A 14,283-nucleotide genomic window follows, 5' to 3' on the forward strand; every position below is an offset into this window, starting at 1 on the left:
AACGGCATGCCGTTTTGCAGCCGTCACGCTCAGGAGATGGGATCAGCGGCGCTGGCCGTGGCGGCGGATGGCGAGTCCAAGAAGTGCTTGAGCACGCTCAACGCCATTGGGCGAGCGAAGTAGTAGCCTTGGAAGTGATCGCACTGCAGCATGCGCAGATGATGAAACTGCTCGGCCGTTTCGACACCTTCGATGAGGACTTCTAGTCCCAACTTGTCGGCCATGGTGACGACCCCCTCGACGATGGCCGCATCACGGGAGTCGGTCGCCACGTCGCGTACGAACGAGCGGTCGACCTTCAATTTGTTGATGGGCAACCGTTTCAGGTAGCTCAGGCTGGAAAAGCCGGTGCCGAAGTCATCGAGGGCGATATGCACACCGAGCTGGCGCAGTGCTTTGAGCGCTTGAATGGTGTGCTCGGCGCTATCCATGAGCACGCCCTCGGTCAGTTCAAGCTCCAGCAAGGCCGGTGGCAAACCGCTGCGCGCCAACACGTTCTTCACCGAGTCCAAAAAGCCGGGACGCTGAAACTGCATGGGCGAGACGTTGATCGCCATGGTCATGGGCGTCGCACTCTGCGCATTGAGCACCATCGCATCGCGACAGGCCGTCTCTAGCACCCACTCGCTGATTGGAATGATTTGACCGGTATCCTCGGCCAGCGAAATGAACTGCCCCGGCGGGATGTTGCCACGCTCGGGGTGGCGCCAACGAATGAGCGCTTCGACCCCGGCGACTCGACCGCTGTGATGAATTTGCGGCTGATAGTGTAGTTCGAACTGCTGCTGTTCGATGGCCTGCTGCAGCGCATGGCGTAAGCTCACCCGCTCGGTGACCTTGCGATTGAGCTCGTCGGTATACCACTGGAAGGTGTTACGCCCTCGCCGCTTGGCCTTGTACATGGCCAGGTCGGCCTGCTGGATCAGCTGGCGCGGCGCTCGAATCGTGCCGTCGTCGGTGGCGATACCGATACTGGCGGTAATGCGCAGCTCGCTGCCGCGATACCAGTAGGGAGCAGACACTCGCGTCAGCAGCCGCTCGACGACCTGTAGCACGTCATCCTCTTGCGCCAAGTCCGGGAGCAAGACGATGAATTCGTCGCCACCAAAGCGCGCCACGGTGTCCCAAGGCCGCAGCTCTTCTTCTAGGCGCTTGGCCACTTCGCGCAGGATAAAGTCACCGACCTCATGGCCAAGAGTGTCGTTGATGGGTTTGAAGTCATCCAGATCGATGAACAGTACGGCCAAATAGCGATGATAGCGTCTGGCGAGCAGGCACCCTTGGGCCAAGCGCTGATCGAGCATGAGCCGATTGGGCAGCCCCGTCAGCGCGTCGTGGTTGGCGTTATGGCTGAGTTGAGCCTGGTACTCACGCTGGGCGGTGATGTCGTTTTGCGCGCCAATGAAGTGCGTCACCACGCCCTCTTCGTCGCGCACTGGCGAAATATAAAGATCGTTCCAGAACGGCTCGCCACTGCGACGGTAGTTGCGAATCACCACATGCACATCGCGCTGCGCTTCGATGCCTTTGCGAAGCTGCGCCAGGGTGGCGGGATCGGTGTCGACGCCCTGTAAGAAGCGGCAGTTGCGGCCCAGCACATCGTCACGCGAGTAGCCGGTAATGCGCTCGAAAGCGGCATTGACGTAGACCATGGGTAAATCGGGGCGCTGTGCGTCGACGATGACCACGCCGTTGGTACTGGACTCGACGCTGCGCTCCAGCAAGGTGAGCTGCCGCTCGGTGTCTTTACGTTCGGTGATGTCTTGAGTCGAGCCCTGCACCTGAATGATCTGGCCCAGCTCGTCACGCACCGCGCGGCCAATCACGCGCACCCAACGTCGCCGCCCGTCTCGGGTCACGATCTCGAGCTCTTCGTCAAAGCTCACGCCCTGCTCGCAGCAAGCAGTAAAGACGGAACGAATACGCGGCTGCACACGAGGCGTGTAGAAGCCGAGCGCTTCGTCGAGGGTGGGTTGGTGCCCCACCGGCATGTCGTGCAGACGGCACACTTCTTCGGACCATATGGGTAGCCCTACGGCCAGGTCCATGTACCAGCCCCCGATATGGGCCGTTTCACCGGCAATGCGAAACAACCGCTGGTTGCGCCTCAACTGCTTTTCGACCGCTTTTCGCCGCGTAACGTCCCGTGCGATGACATAAATGACTTGGTCGCCGCTGGAGGCCGATACCTCAAGCCAAATACGCTGGCCCTCGACCGTCCGCGCGCATACGTCGAAGGTATTTACCTTCTCACCACGGCACAAGCTCGCTAGTGCCGCTTCGATCACGGGATGATCGCGTGGCTCGACGACGACACCACAGGGCTTACCCAATAGCGCATGTGCTGGGTAACCGAGCAACGACTCGAAGGTAGGATTGACGCTCAGCAGCGTGCCCGCAAAGTCAATGCAGCAGAGCAAATCCTGCGATAACAGGAAGAATTGGTCTAGCTTGCCTTGCGGTTCGACAGAGGGCATGGCGTTTCCTAGCAGGCGTTAAAGGCTGTCAGCGCTGGCCCTAAATATGGCCGGTTATTTTTACTGTGTGGCTGGGTGCTTTATGATGAGAATTATCACAGTTCGACGCGCCGTGTCAGCGGCAAAGGGAGAATCAGGTGTCATCCATCACTAAATTGCGCATTGCCACACGTAAAAGTCAGTTGGCCATGTGGCAGGCCGAGTACGTCCGCGACCGCTTGATGGCGGCCCATAGCGGACTGGACGTCGAGCTTGTCCCCCTCTCCACCAAAGGCGACAAAATCCTCGATACGCCCCTTTCCAAAATTGGTGGCAAAGGGCTGTTCGTCAAGGAGCTCGAAGACGCCATGCTGGATGGTCGCGCCGATATTGCCGTGCACTCCATGAAAGACGTACCCATGCACTTCCCCGAAGGCTTGGGGCTATCGGTGATTTTAGAGGGGGCAGACCCCACCGATGCGTTCGTGTCTAACCACTATAACAGCATCGACGAGCTGCCCGAAGGTGCGCGCATCGGTACCGCCAGCCTACGTCGTGGCCTACAAATGCGTGAAGCCCGTCCGGACCTGCAAATCCTCAACCTGCGCGGTAACGTCCAGACTCGCCTTGGTAAGCTCGACGATGGCGAGTTCGACGCTATCATTCTGGCCACCTCTGGCCTGCAGCGCCTGGGGCTCGACGCGCGAATCGCCCAAGCACTGCCCCCCGAAATCTGCCTGCCCGCCTGCGGCCAGGGCGCACTAGGCATTGAATGTCGCTTGCACGACCCCGAATTGATTGCGCTACTGGCCCCCTTGGACGATCAGGATACCGCCACCCGCGTGCGCGCCGAGCGCGCCATGAACACGCGCCTAGAAGGCGGCTGCCAAGTGCCGATAGCCGGACACGCCATTCTGGATAAAGGCAACGAAACGCTGTGGCTTCGAGGGCTTGTCGGCAACCCAGAAGGCACAGAAGTGCTGCGAGCCGAGGGGCGTGGCTCGATTCACGAGCCGGAAGCGCTCGGCATCCGAATTGCCGAAGAGCTTCTAGATCAAGGCGCTGGCGATATCTTGGCAGAGGTCTACGGTCGCCACGTATGAACCAACCGGTTCTGATTTGCCGCCCAGGAGAGCGTGGACAAGCCCTGGCGGATGCCCTGCGCGAACGCCACGACTGGGTAGAGTCCCTTGACGTCATGCGCTTGGAGGCTTTGCCCGAAGCGGCGGCCCAACGCCAAATATGGTTGGATATCGATCAGTACCATAAGATAGTAGTGGTCAGCCCCTTTGCCGCACACTGTTTGAGCGAGGCATTGGATCGCTACTGGCCACAGCTGCCCGTTGGCATCGATTACTATAGCGTTGGGCGGGCCACTGCCAGCATACTGTCCGACCAGCTCGGGGTTAAGGTTCGTATACCCCCGCCCCATCGGGGTGAAGACACCAGTGAAGCGCTGCTCTCGTTGGCGTCGCTTCGCCAATTGGCGCACCAGCGGGTGCTGCTGGTGGCCGGTGAAGGCGGTCGCACGCTCATCGCCGACACGCTGACAGCACGCGGCGCCCAGGTGACGCGTCTAGCAGTCTATCGGCGTGTGTATCAACCGCCGCTCCCCGCCCTGCGCGAGCGCCTTCACGGTGGTGACTACCGGGCGCTCATCGTCACCAGCGGCGAACTGCTTGAATATCTGGCAAAATGGTGTGGTCCAGCAGCGTTGAACCAACCGCTAATCGTTTCCAGTCACCGTTTAGCTACACTGGCCGGTAAACTGGGTTTTTGTGACCTCAAGGTGGCGTCGGGAGCAACGCCGGCTGCGCTGGTGGCCGCGTTGGATCGGTCCTGCAACCCATAGGGTGCCGATGTCGATCAAGGAACTTAATAAGGGCTAGCGACAGATGAGCAAACAACCAAACGAGCAGGAAGGCGTCAACAATACGTCTGCCGATACATCCCAAGCGAACACGCCGTCGAGCGATACTGCGGCATCATCGTCGAAAAGCGAGTCGACTGCTAGCAGCGCCTCCTCGTCTTATGCGGCCAAAAATAGCCGTTCGCGCCGCCGCCATAAGAGTGGCAACAGTGCCTCTTCGGCACCGCAAACCGGCACGGCGAGCCATAACGGGCCGACGTCTGACTCGGCCAAAACGTCCGCCGCTAGCAACACCAAGGACACGAAAGACACGAAGGACACGAAGGACGCCAAGAACAGCGCCGCCGACACCAAGCCAGCCGCTTCGTCAGGCAGTGCCGGTAAGCCAATCCCGCCCGCCTCTACAGCCGGTAGTGGCGGCAGCAAAGGCGGCGGTCTTGCCATCGCGTTGGTGATTATCCTGGCACTCGCCCTGGGCCTGATCACTTGGCAAGGCTGGCAGCGCCTGGATAGTCAGCAGCAGCGCCTGGACGAATTGGCCCAGCAAGCGCAAAACAGCGCTTCCCAGCAAGCGGTCAGCGAGCTTGAGTCACGGATCGAAGAGGGCGAAGCCGAACGAAGCCAAGCGCTGGAGAGTACCGTGAGCGAACTGCGCAGCGAGCTGGATAGCTATCGCAGCGACGTCAACAGCACGCTGGACGAGGTGCTGACGCAGCTCTCACAAGAGCAGGACACCGACGAGCGCGATTGGCTTCACGCCGAAGCGGCCTACTTGCTGCGTTTGGCGAATCAGCGCCTGCAGCTGGAGGGTGATGTGGAAGGTGCCGCCGCTCTGCTGCGCACCGCCGATGCCCGTCTGGCCGATGCCGATAACCCGGCGCTAACGCCCGTGCGTCGTGAAATTGCCAACGAGCTCGCCGCGCTGGACGCCGTTCCTCAAGTGGATCGCACAGGCATTTACTTAGCTCTGAATGCCCAGCAAGAGCGCGTAGCGGGTCTGCGCCTATCTCAAGAGATCGAAGAGCGCGCCGTGACGTCGAGCATTGAGCAGCCGCCTACCGGCACCTTCCAGCGCCAGCTCGCCCGCTTCGGTGAAGAGCTAAAAGATCTCGTGGTCATTCGTCAGCACGATGAAGCCCTGGAAGCGTTGATCACGCCGGAGCAGGAGTCCTACCTGCGCCAGAGCCTGCGCCTGATTCTCGAGCAGTCTCAGCTGGCGCTGCTCAAAGAGGAGCCCGAGCTGTACGAAGCGAGCATCGAAAAAGCCCTGGAGCTGCTGAACGGCTACTACGACACCGAGCGTGAAGAGACCCAGAGCGTCATAGCCCGCCTTCAAGAGCTGAAGCAGGCCGAAGTAAAGCCCGAGCTGCCGGATATCAGCGCCTCACAGCAAGCGCTGGCCAGCTTCATCGACAACCGTTTCGAGTCGCGTCGTCAGGATGGAGGTGATGCATGAGAAAACTCATCCTGCTGATCGTCGCGGGCCTTGCGGTTGGCGCGCTCTTTGGGCATCTGATGATGTCGGTGCCCGGTTACTGGCTGATTCGAGTGGGCGACACGTCGGTACAAACCTCGTTCTGGTTTGGGCTAGTGCTGCTACTGGGTGCCTTTATCGTCCTGCACTTCGCGCTGCGCCTGCTCACTGGCATCATTCGTCCGGTGGGCCGCTTCCGTACCTGGAATAGCCGTGCTCGCAACCGCCGCGCCATGAAACGTACCGTGCGTGGTTTGGTGGCACTTACCGAGGGCCGCTGGAAGAAAGCGGAGAAAACCTTAGTTCGCGCCGCGGATGACTCTAGCACGCCGCTCGTTAACTACCTCTCGGCAGCGTTGGCCGCGCACTACCAGGGCCATCATGAGAAGTCCCAAGAGCACCTGAACCAGGCCCAGTTGACTACCGACGGCGCGGATACCGCCATCGGCTTGATGCAGGCGCAGCTGATGATCGACCGTCAGCAGCCGGAAGAGGCGCTGGCCATCCTCAACCGCTTGGACAAGCAGCTCACCAATCATCCCCAGGTGCTGAAGCTGCTGAAACAGGTCCACCTTAGTGTCAACGACTGGGAGGGCCTGCGCCGCTTGATTCCACGCCTGGCGGCGCAAAAGCTGATTACGCAACAAGAGCGTGAACAGCTGGAGTTCAAGGCGTATCGTGAGCTGATCATCTTCGAAGCGCAAAACCCCACCAACATCGAACGGGTTCGCGGGCTGTGGGCCGATATGCCTGACTACCTGCGCGGCAATACCGAGCTGATCGTGCTCTACACCGAAGCACTGCTGCACGCCAACGAAGAGCCGATTGCCGAACGCCTGCTGAACCACTCGCTGGATCATCACTGGGATGCACGCTTGGTCAAACGCTACGGTTTGCTCAACGTGGACGCCGCACGTCAGCTCGCCAAGGCAGAGAAATGGCTGCAAGAGCGCCCCAACGACCCCGAACTGCTGCTCGCCTGTGGCCGCCTGTCGCTGCGTGTGGGCCAGTGGGAGAAAGCGCTGGAGTACTTCGAAGCCAGCCAGCGCCAGCGCCCCAACGGCGAAGTATGCGCCGAGCTTGCGCGCCTTTACGCAAGCCTAGGCGAGCATAACAAGAGCCAGCTCTACTATCGCCACAGCGTCGATATGCTGGCGAAATCATTGCCGTCGCTGCCACAGCCGAGCGATGCCAGTGATAGTAAGCAAACGGATAAGAAAGCGGCGAAAAAGACGGCTTAACGGCCCTCTTCAACGTCAAAAAGGGTGCCCATTGGGCACCCTTTTTGATGGCGACTCGCCAGGAAAGCTGACCGCGAATCACACGGACTCCATCGGTTTCTCTGGCCTCGCTACCTGTAGCTCAGAGGTGCAATGCCCGCAGCGAACGGCCTTGATGGGTACCACCATAAAACAGTAAGGGCACGGTTTTTCGGTAGGGTCTGCAGGGGCCACCGCCTCTTCACGCTTCAAACGGTTGATGGTGCGCACCAGCAAGAACACCACGAACGCGACGATGGAGAAGCTCACCACCGCGTTAATGAACAATCCCACGTTCAGCGTCACCGCTCCCGCCGCCTGGGCGTCCGCCAAAGTGGCATAAGGGGCCTCCGCCACGCCCTCCCGTAACACGACAAACAGGTTCGAAAAATCGATACCGCCCACCAGTAAACCAATCAGGGGGTTCATGACGTCTTTGACAAGGCTTTGCACGATCAGCGTAAACGCTCCGCCAATGATGATGCCCACCGCCATGTCGATGACGTTGCCCTTGACGGCAAACTCGCGGAACTCCCGAAAAAACTTAGCCATACGCCCTCTCTCCTCACCCAGCTAATGAAACGCTCAAGGGCGACACTGCCCAGAAAGAAGAATGGGCCAAGGCCAACAGAGCGACAAGAGGCAGCGGTCAGATAAAAAACCCAAACCGTGGGGTTTGGGCAAGGAGGAAGAGCGCCAGCGTCGCTTATTCGAGCGATTCGTAAGGCAGCCCCACATAGTTTTCTGCGATGGTCGTCAGCCCTGCCGCTGAGCTGGTCACGTAGTCCAGTTCGGCCAGCTGCATGCGACTATTGAAATCCTCCTCATCGGAGAAGTTGTGCAGCATGGAGGTCATCCACCAGGAAAAACGCTCTGCTTTCCAGATACGCTTCAAACAGGTTTGCGAATAGCGCTCTATCAGATCGGTACGGCCTTCCTGATAGACCTTGACCAGTAAGCGATAGAGCGTATTCACATCGCTGGCGGCCAGATTGAGTCCCTTGGCGCCCGTGGGAGGCACGATATGGGCGGCATCGCCCACGAGGAATAGCCGCCCATACTGCATCGGTTCCACCACATAGCTACGCAGCGGCGCGATACTCTTCTCGATGGAGGGCCCTGTCACGAGCTTTTGCGCCACATCGTCCGGCAAGCGCCGCTTGAGTTCCTCCCAAAAACGCTCGTCCGACCAGTCTTCTACTTTTTCATCCAGCGGTACTTGCAGGTAGTAACGGCTGCGAGTGGCGGAGCGCATGCTGCATAGGCTAAAGCCACGCGCATGGCGCGCGTAGATCAGCTCATCGGACACCGGCGGCGTATCCGAGAGTAGCCCTAACCAGCCAAAGGGGTACACCTTTTCGAACTCTTGGATGCGATCCTGAGGAATCGCTTGGCGGGAGACGCCGTGGTAGCCATCGCAGCCCGCGATGTAGTCGCAGTCGAGTCTGACGGTTTTGCCTTGGTGCTCGAAGGTAAGATACGGACTATCGCTCTCCAGATCGTGGGGCTGGACGTTTTCTGCCTCATAGAGCGTAGTCGCACCAGCGGCGGCGCGGGCCTCCATCAGATCCCGCGTGACCTCGGTTTGACCATAGACCATGACCTTGCTGCCGCCGGTCAGCTCGTCCAGCGCAATGCGCACGCGGCGGTTATCGAACACGAGCTCGAAACCGTCGTGGGGCAGGCCCTCTTCATCCATGCGCCGGTCCACACCTGCTTCACGCAACAGATCGACCATGCCCTGCTCGAGCACACCTGCGCGGATACGGCTCAACACATACTCACCGCTGCGCCGCTCGACAATCACGTTATCGATACCTTGACGCTGGAGCAGTTGCCCCAGCAGTAAGCCTGACGGCCCGGCCCCAATAATGGCGACCTTCGTTTTCATAGGGATGCCTCGTCGTTGTCATTGTCAAAATCAGATAACTTGTATTTTTCAATGAAACACGTCGCTTAATAAGGCATGATCTAGATCAATTATTGGACATTCGACATTGCATCACTCAACCTTAGTCGTAAAGGAGAGCCCCCATGACGCCCTCGTCGAACGCCGCCGTCCCCGTCTTCAAGCTCTATGGCGAAACGCAGCACTGGCCGACGCCCGACTTGCTCCACTGTGAGTCCATTCCCGAGCGCAGCCGCCTGCATGATTGGCGTATCCGCCCCCATCGCCATGCCGACTTGGTGCATATTTTATTGATCGATCAGGGGAGCGTATCGCTGGAGTTGGAGGGCACGCGTCATGAGCTGCAGAGCGTGACCGCCATTGTCGTTCCCGCCATGGCGATTCACGGCTTTCACTTTTCACCCGACGTACAAGGACACATCATTACGCTGGCCAAGCCGCTGGCCGAACACTTGCATATTCTGCTGGGCGAAAGCAGCGCCCTTAAAAAGGCCGATTTCTTTCGCCTATCGCTGGCTCATGAGCAAACGCGCATTACCACGCTCGTGACCCAGATCGATCGCGAGTATCGCCAGCCAGCGCCTGGACGCAGCCTGCTACTCGAAGCGCTGATCCAGGCACTCGTCGTCGAGCTTTCGCGGCTTGGCCATGCGGTCGGTAGCCCTAAAAGGCGCTATACCCCTCGCCAAAATGACAAGGGGCAGCAACATGTCGAGCAGTTTCAAACGCTCATCGAAACGCATTACCGTGAGCAGCCCAGCATCGAGTGGCTGGCCGGGCAAGTGGGGGTGAGCAGTGCACATTTGAACATGCTCTGCCGCCAACTCGCCGGGCGCAGCGCCCTACAGTTGCTACACGAACGGCTACTGCTGGAGGCCAAGCGCCAGCTTACCTACACCAACATGACCATTGGGCAAGTTTCTGACAGCTTGGGCTTCTCCGAACCGGCCTACTTCACGCGCTTTTTCAAACGTAATACGGCGCTGTCACCTCGCGATTTCAGAACGCGTCAATCGCAAGGGCGTTAACCCGCCTTAGAGCAAAAAGAAGGTCGACAGCACCGGAAAGAGGATCAACAGCGTCAAGCGGAGCAAGTCAGACACCACGAACGGCGCCACTCCTTTAAATATCTCCCCAAGCCCGACGTGCGGTGCCATCGCTTTGATGACGAACACGTTCATCCCCACCGGCGGGGTCATGAGGCCCAGCTCAACGGTCAACACGGTCAATATACCGAACCACACCGGGTCGATGCCCATCGCCTGAATGATCGGGTAGACCACCGGCACGGTGATCACCAGCATGGCGATGGAGTCCATGAACATCCCCAGCACGAAGTAGAGCGCCAGGATGCACAGCACCACAACGATGGGCGTGAGGTCCATGCCGTAGAGCAGATCCGTGATGGAGAACGAAATGCGCGATACGGAGATGAAGTAACCCAGCGTTTCCGCCCCAACCAGCATAAAGAACACCACCGCAGAAAGCGCCAGCGTCTCCTGTACGCTATGCCATAGCTGGGCACCGCGCATGCCTTTCGCCAAGGCGTAGAGCAGCGTTGCAAATGCGCCGACACTGGCCCCCTCGGTGGGCGTAAAGGCACCGAAATAGATCCCTAGAATCATCACCAGGAAGACGCCAAAGAACGGCACCAAACCGGTCAGCGAGAGTAGCTTCTCTTTCCAGGCAGTGGGTTGACCCGCTACCGCCAGGGAGGGGCGCAGGTACATCACCACGGTAATGGTCAGCGAGTACATCACCAGTCCCAGCAGGCCGGGAATCAGCCCCGCCATGAACATATCGCCCACGGACTGTTCGGTAAGAATGGCGTAAATCAGCAGCGCGATACTGGGCGGAATCATGATACCCAGTGTGCCGCCAGCGGCCAGCGCACCGGTCGCCAAGCCACGGTTATAGCCGTAGCGCTCCATTTCGGGCAGTGCCACCCGCGTCATGGTGCTCGCCGTCGCCAGCGATGAACCGGAGATGGCGGAAAAGATGCCGCAAGAGCCCACCGCGGCAATCGCCAAGCCGCCTTTCCAGCCACCGCAAATGATCCGGGTCGAATCAAACAGCTTACCGGCCATCCCCGAGTGAGCCGCCAGTACGCCCATTAAAATGAACATGGGCACGGCGCTGAAGCTATAGTTGGAGAGCACCTCGACCGGTACGGTTTTCAGTTGTGCAATGGCGGCGTCCCAACTGATGATCTGAGCAAACCCCACCACACCGACGATCAGCATGGTCAACGCGACCGGGACGCGCAGAATCATCAATACCAATAATAGCCCTAGCCCAATGGCACCAATCGCTTCACTCCCCATGAGCTGCCTCCTCACCGGCCGCATAGATCATGCCTAGCAAGGCGTGAATGGCGCTGCGCAATCCCAATAGCAAACTCAGCACCGCTGCCAATTGGTAAATCGGCCCCATGGGCAACCGCAGGTCTTGGGTGACCTCCCCGTGCCGCGTCGCCGCGGCAGCAGAATCCAGTAGCCCCACGAACAGGATGAGTCCCAGCGCCATGAAGCCGAGTAAAAAGACGCCCTGCACACGATTTTTGATGGCTTGTGGCAAGCGGTGTGAGAACGCTTCGACCACCACTTGGCTTTTTTCGACATTGGCCGCCATCGCGGCCAATAGCGCGAACAGCATCAAGTAGCTCACCAGCTCCACACTTCCGGAGACACGCAGCGCAATCGCGCCCTCGGTCAACCGGGAAAGGTAGCGTGTGCTGACATCGGCCATGGTGACCCCCAGCAGGCCAATCAAAGCGACCCCGGCCACTAAGCGACAAATGAGGGCCAGCCAATGGCTGGCCCGATAAAAAGTAGACTGCATGACACATTACCCCTATTGGGCGCTGCAAGACTCGCTGGCTGCCAACGCCGCCTGATAGACGTCGCGCGCCTGATCGAGACCACGCTCTTCCAACTGCGTCAGGTAGTTTTCGATACCTGTTTGAAGCGGCGCCTGCCAGTCGGGATGCTCCAGCGGATTTTCGATTTCGCGAATCGTGTGGCCCGCTTCGACGGCCTCTTGCTTGCCTTCTACGTCGAGTCGGTCAAACACTGCACCGGCGTTTTCGGCCCACTTCATACCGGAGTTATTGTCGATCACCGCCTGCTGCTCGGGGGTCAGGCTGTCGTAGCTGCGCTGATTCATGGTGGCCACGAAAATCAGCGTGTAGAACGGCACCTCGGTGTGGTAGTTGACGAGTTCGTTGATACGGAAGCCTTTCAAACCCTCCCACGGAAAGCTCAGGCCCTCGATCACGCCGCGCTGCATGGAGGTATAAATGTCGGGTGCAGGCATGCCTACCGGACTCGCCCCCATATTTTCCAGCATCTCACCCGCCACTGCGGTGGGGCGACGAATGCGCAGACCCTGCAGATCGGCGGGGGTTTGCACGTCGGTATCGATGGTGTGGATGCCACCCGGGCCCGTGGTAAACATGAAAAGCGGACGAGTATCTTCGTATTCGCTGTCCAAATGGCCGTCGTCGTAGAGCGTCTGCAGCACACAGGCCCCTTGGGTCGCGGTGCTGGCGACGCCCGGTAGCTCAACGATTTGCGACAGCGGGAAACGGCCCGCCGTATAGCCCTGGGCGGTAGCGCCGATATCGGCAATCCCATTGGCGGCGGCTTCGTAGATGGAGTCCGGTTTGGCTAACGTACCGGCGGGAAACATCTGAATGGTCAGCTCGCCGTTGGACTCTTCAGCAATGGTATCGGCCCAGGCCTGCAACACGTCCTGGTTGACGCCCGACGGGCCAGGCCAGAAGTGGGCCATACGTAGAGTGGTTTCTGCCTGCGCAGCGCTAATGGAAAGTCCTGCAATGGCGGCTGCCAGCACGCACCGAGCAAAGGTATTTTTCATAGGGGGGACTCCAGGCTTATTTGGATTATTGTAAGTTCGCAGAGCGAATACTAGTTCGCTTTAAGGGATCACATTAGTCCACTATCAGGCGTAAGGCTAATCGACATTCGTCTATGTCCAAGCAGCATAGGACGCCTTGCTACCCGCGCCATCACTATCAAGCCGTGTTCCAGCCCTCTGATCTTTGCTAACAGCAAAATAGAATCAAAAAATTGGACTTTTACCAGATAGATTCACGACCATCGTCGAATGACCAAATACCCACAAGATTTGCTCTCTCCTGATACATCCATAAAAAAAGCCGCCTTCACTAATACGAAGACGGCCTACTGACAAACGCAAATACAGGCTACATTGTCTGCTCGGTATACTTCTCTACCAATCGGGTCGCCTCATCATACAGCAGTTGACCATCAAAGCCTCGGCTCCCCATGTCGTCAATCCACTGGGCCGTGGCCGTTTCAGCCGCTGCCTGCCAGGGCGCCAGTGAGTCTTGAGCGATGTAGAACATTTCACCTTCACCACTCGCTTCAATGGCTTCAATCGCCCTCTCTTCCGCTTGATCCATGACCTGACCGATACGCTGCGCTTCTTGAAGCCCTGCATTATCGTCAATCACCTGTTTCAGTTCCGGCGAAAGTGCATCATAGCTAGCTTGGTTTAAACCCAGCACCATCATCGCCGTATATAAACCCTGCTCACCCTCGAAAAAGGTGTGGTTTTGGGCGATATCCAACACACCCAATGCCGCCGCACTTTCGAAGGGCAGCGTCAGCCCATCGATCACCCCGCGGGAAATCGCTTCTGGAATTTGTGGCATCGGCATACCCACTGCTTGAGCGCCAAGCAGCCCCAGGTAGCGATTCATGGTCTTTGAGGGCGCGCGCATGGCTAACCCTCTCAAGTCCTCGGCACTCTCTATCGACGCACCTCTGGTATGAATTTTGCCCGGCGTGTGCGCGAATACGGCGATGGGGTAAACACCCTCGAAGGCGTCTTGCATATGCGTTGTTGCGAACTCATGGGCCGCCATACTGGTCGCCTCCCCTGTGGTAGGCAGGAAGGGTTGATCGAATGCTTCAGACTCGGGGAAGCGATTCGGCGTATAGCTGAGTAGCGTCCAGGCAATATCGACTACCCCGTCCTTGGCCTGGTCGTAGAGCGATGGCGCCGCCCCTCCCAGTTGCATGGCTGGGAAGATTTCCACCTTGATAGCCCCTTCAGACTGCTCTTCGATTCGCTTGGCCCAGGGTTCCAGATACTCGGTCTGCACGGGCGTGGCCGGGGCAGCAAAATGGTGCAAACGCAGGGTCACCGTGTCCTGGGCGTAGCCACTACTGCTGAGGAGCATGCCAGTTAACAACGTGAGGCTGGCGAGTGTGGGTTTTATTGTCATTGTAGTAACCTCCTTACTTATAGCCTTATTAAAAGAAATA

General features: G+C 58.8%; 12 protein-coding genes. 5 read left to right on the forward strand and 7 right to left on the reverse strand.

Annotated features, from left to right (window positions below):
* Positions 1 to 29: 29 nt before the first annotated feature.
* Positions 30 to 2,477 (reverse strand): EAL domain-containing protein, encoded by a 2,448-nt coding sequence (locus FHJ80_RS05745; protein ID WP_139526056.1) that lies wholly within the window; start codon positions 2,475 to 2,477, stop codon positions 30 to 32.
* Between the two features lie 137 nt (positions 2,478 to 2,614).
* Here FHJ80_RS05745 and hemC point away from each other — a divergent pair, with 137 nt between their 5' ends.
* Genes hemC through FHJ80_RS05765 form a run of 4 tightly spaced genes read left to right on the forward strand, consistent with a single transcriptional unit; the run spans position 2,615 to position 7,041 of the window.
* Positions 2,615 to 3,559 (forward strand): hydroxymethylbilane synthase, encoded by a 945-nt coding sequence (gene hemC, locus FHJ80_RS05750; protein ID WP_139526057.1) that lies wholly within the window; start codon positions 2,615 to 2,617, stop codon positions 3,557 to 3,559.
* Entirely contained in the window at positions 3,556 to 4,308 is a 753-nt protein-coding gene (locus FHJ80_RS05755) for a uroporphyrinogen-III synthase (RefSeq protein ID WP_139526058.1), read from the forward strand. The genes hemC and FHJ80_RS05755 overlap by 4 nt, the downstream gene beginning before the upstream one ends.
* Positions 4,309 to 4,351: 43 nt before the next feature.
* A complete protein-coding gene (locus tag FHJ80_RS05760; RefSeq protein ID WP_176558218.1) occupies positions 4,352 to 5,782 on the forward strand; it encodes a uroporphyrinogen-III C-methyltransferase in 1,431 nt (476 codons plus the stop codon).
* Positions 5,779 to 7,041 (forward strand): heme biosynthesis HemY N-terminal domain-containing protein, encoded by a 1,263-nt coding sequence (locus tag FHJ80_RS05765; RefSeq protein ID WP_139526059.1) that lies wholly within the window; start codon positions 5,779 to 5,781, stop codon positions 7,039 to 7,041. Before FHJ80_RS05760 ends, FHJ80_RS05765 begins: the two co-directional genes overlap by 4 nt.
* Positions 7,042 to 7,119: 78 nt before the next feature.
* Here the strand turns inward: FHJ80_RS05765 and mscL are convergent, their stop codons facing one another.
* Complete coding sequence (mscL, locus tag FHJ80_RS05770) at positions 7,120 to 7,611, reverse strand: large conductance mechanosensitive channel protein MscL (RefSeq protein ID WP_139526060.1); 492 nt, start codon at positions 7,609 to 7,611, stop codon at positions 7,120 to 7,122.
* Positions 7,612 to 7,765: 154 nt separating this feature from the next.
* Complete coding sequence (gene pobA / locus FHJ80_RS05775; RefSeq protein WP_139526061.1) at positions 7,766 to 8,950, reverse strand: 4-hydroxybenzoate 3-monooxygenase; 1,185 nt, start codon at positions 8,948 to 8,950, stop codon at positions 7,766 to 7,768.
* 143 nt (positions 8,951 to 9,093) lie between these two features.
* On the opposite strand from pobA, the gene FHJ80_RS05780 reads away from it, so the two are divergent.
* On the forward strand, positions 9,094 to 9,996 hold the full coding sequence (locus FHJ80_RS05780; RefSeq protein ID WP_139526062.1) for a helix-turn-helix domain-containing protein: 903 nt from the start codon (positions 9,094 to 9,096) through the stop codon (positions 9,994 to 9,996).
* A gap of 6 nt (positions 9,997 to 10,002) precedes the next feature.
* Here FHJ80_RS05780 and FHJ80_RS05785 read toward each other — a convergent pair whose 3' ends face one another.
* From FHJ80_RS05785 to FHJ80_RS05800, 4 genes are all read right to left on the reverse strand, one after another.
* On the reverse strand, positions 10,003 to 11,292 hold the full coding sequence (locus tag FHJ80_RS05785; RefSeq protein WP_139526063.1) for a TRAP transporter large permease: 1,290 nt from the start codon (positions 11,290 to 11,292) through the stop codon (positions 10,003 to 10,005).
* Positions 11,282 to 11,809, reverse strand: coding sequence for a TRAP transporter small permease (locus FHJ80_RS05790; RefSeq protein WP_139526064.1), 528 nt, complete (start codon positions 11,807 to 11,809; stop codon positions 11,282 to 11,284). Before FHJ80_RS05790 ends, FHJ80_RS05785 begins: the two co-directional genes overlap by 11 nt.
* 12 nt (positions 11,810 to 11,821) lie before the next feature.
* Complete coding sequence (locus FHJ80_RS05795) at positions 11,822 to 12,847, reverse strand: TRAP transporter substrate-binding protein (protein ID WP_139526065.1); 1,026 nt, start codon at positions 12,845 to 12,847, stop codon at positions 11,822 to 11,824.
* Positions 12,848 to 13,196: 349 nt separating this feature from the next.
* Complete coding sequence (locus FHJ80_RS05800) at positions 13,197 to 14,243, reverse strand: TRAP transporter substrate-binding protein (protein WP_139526066.1); 1,047 nt, start codon at positions 14,241 to 14,243, stop codon at positions 13,197 to 13,199.
* Between the last annotated feature and the right edge of the window lie 40 nt (positions 14,244 to 14,283).

Source organism: Halomonas sp. BL6, assembly GCF_006228115.1.
GTDB lineage: Bacteria > Pseudomonadota > Gammaproteobacteria > Pseudomonadales > Halomonadaceae > Vreelandella > Vreelandella piezotolerans.

What these genes read in the sequence shown, in the direction of transcription:
- FHJ80_RS05745 (WP_139526056.1), bottom strand. Translation starts at nt 2,477, where the DNA reads ATGCCCTCTGTCGAACCGCAAGGCAAGCTAGACCAATTCTTCCTGTTA.
- FHJ80_RS05790 (WP_139526064.1), bottom strand. Translation starts at nt 11,809, where the DNA reads ATGCAGTCTACTTTTTATCGGGCCAGCCATTGGCTGGCCCTCATTTGT.
- mscL (WP_139526060.1), bottom strand. Translation starts at nt 7,611, where the DNA reads ATGGCTAAGTTTTTTCGGGAGTTCCGCGAGTTTGCCGTCAAGGGCAAC.
- FHJ80_RS05765 (WP_139526059.1), top strand. Translation starts at nt 5,779, where the DNA reads ATGAGAAAACTCATCCTGCTGATCGTCGCGGGCCTTGCGGTTGGCGCG.
- pobA (WP_139526061.1), bottom strand. Translation starts at nt 8,950, where the DNA reads ATGAAAACGAAGGTCGCCATTATTGGGGCCGGGCCGTCAGGCTTACTG.
- FHJ80_RS05780 (WP_139526062.1), top strand. Translation starts at nt 9,094, where the DNA reads ATGACGCCCTCGTCGAACGCCGCCGTCCCCGTCTTCAAGCTCTATGGC.
- FHJ80_RS05760 (WP_176558218.1), top strand. Translation starts at nt 4,352, where the DNA reads ATGAGCAAACAACCAAACGAGCAGGAAGGCGTCAACAATACGTCTGCC.
- FHJ80_RS05800 (WP_139526066.1), bottom strand. Translation starts at nt 14,243, where the DNA reads ATGACAATAAAACCCACACTCGCCAGCCTCACGTTGTTAACTGGCATG.
- FHJ80_RS05795 (WP_139526065.1), bottom strand. Translation starts at nt 12,847, where the DNA reads ATGAAAAATACCTTTGCTCGGTGCGTGCTGGCAGCCGCCATTGCAGGA.
- FHJ80_RS05755 (WP_139526058.1), top strand. Translation starts at nt 3,556, where the DNA reads ATGAACCAACCGGTTCTGATTTGCCGCCCAGGAGAGCGTGGACAAGCC.
- FHJ80_RS05785 (WP_139526063.1), bottom strand. Translation starts at nt 11,292, where the DNA reads ATGGGGAGTGAAGCGATTGGTGCCATTGGGCTAGGGCTATTATTGGTA.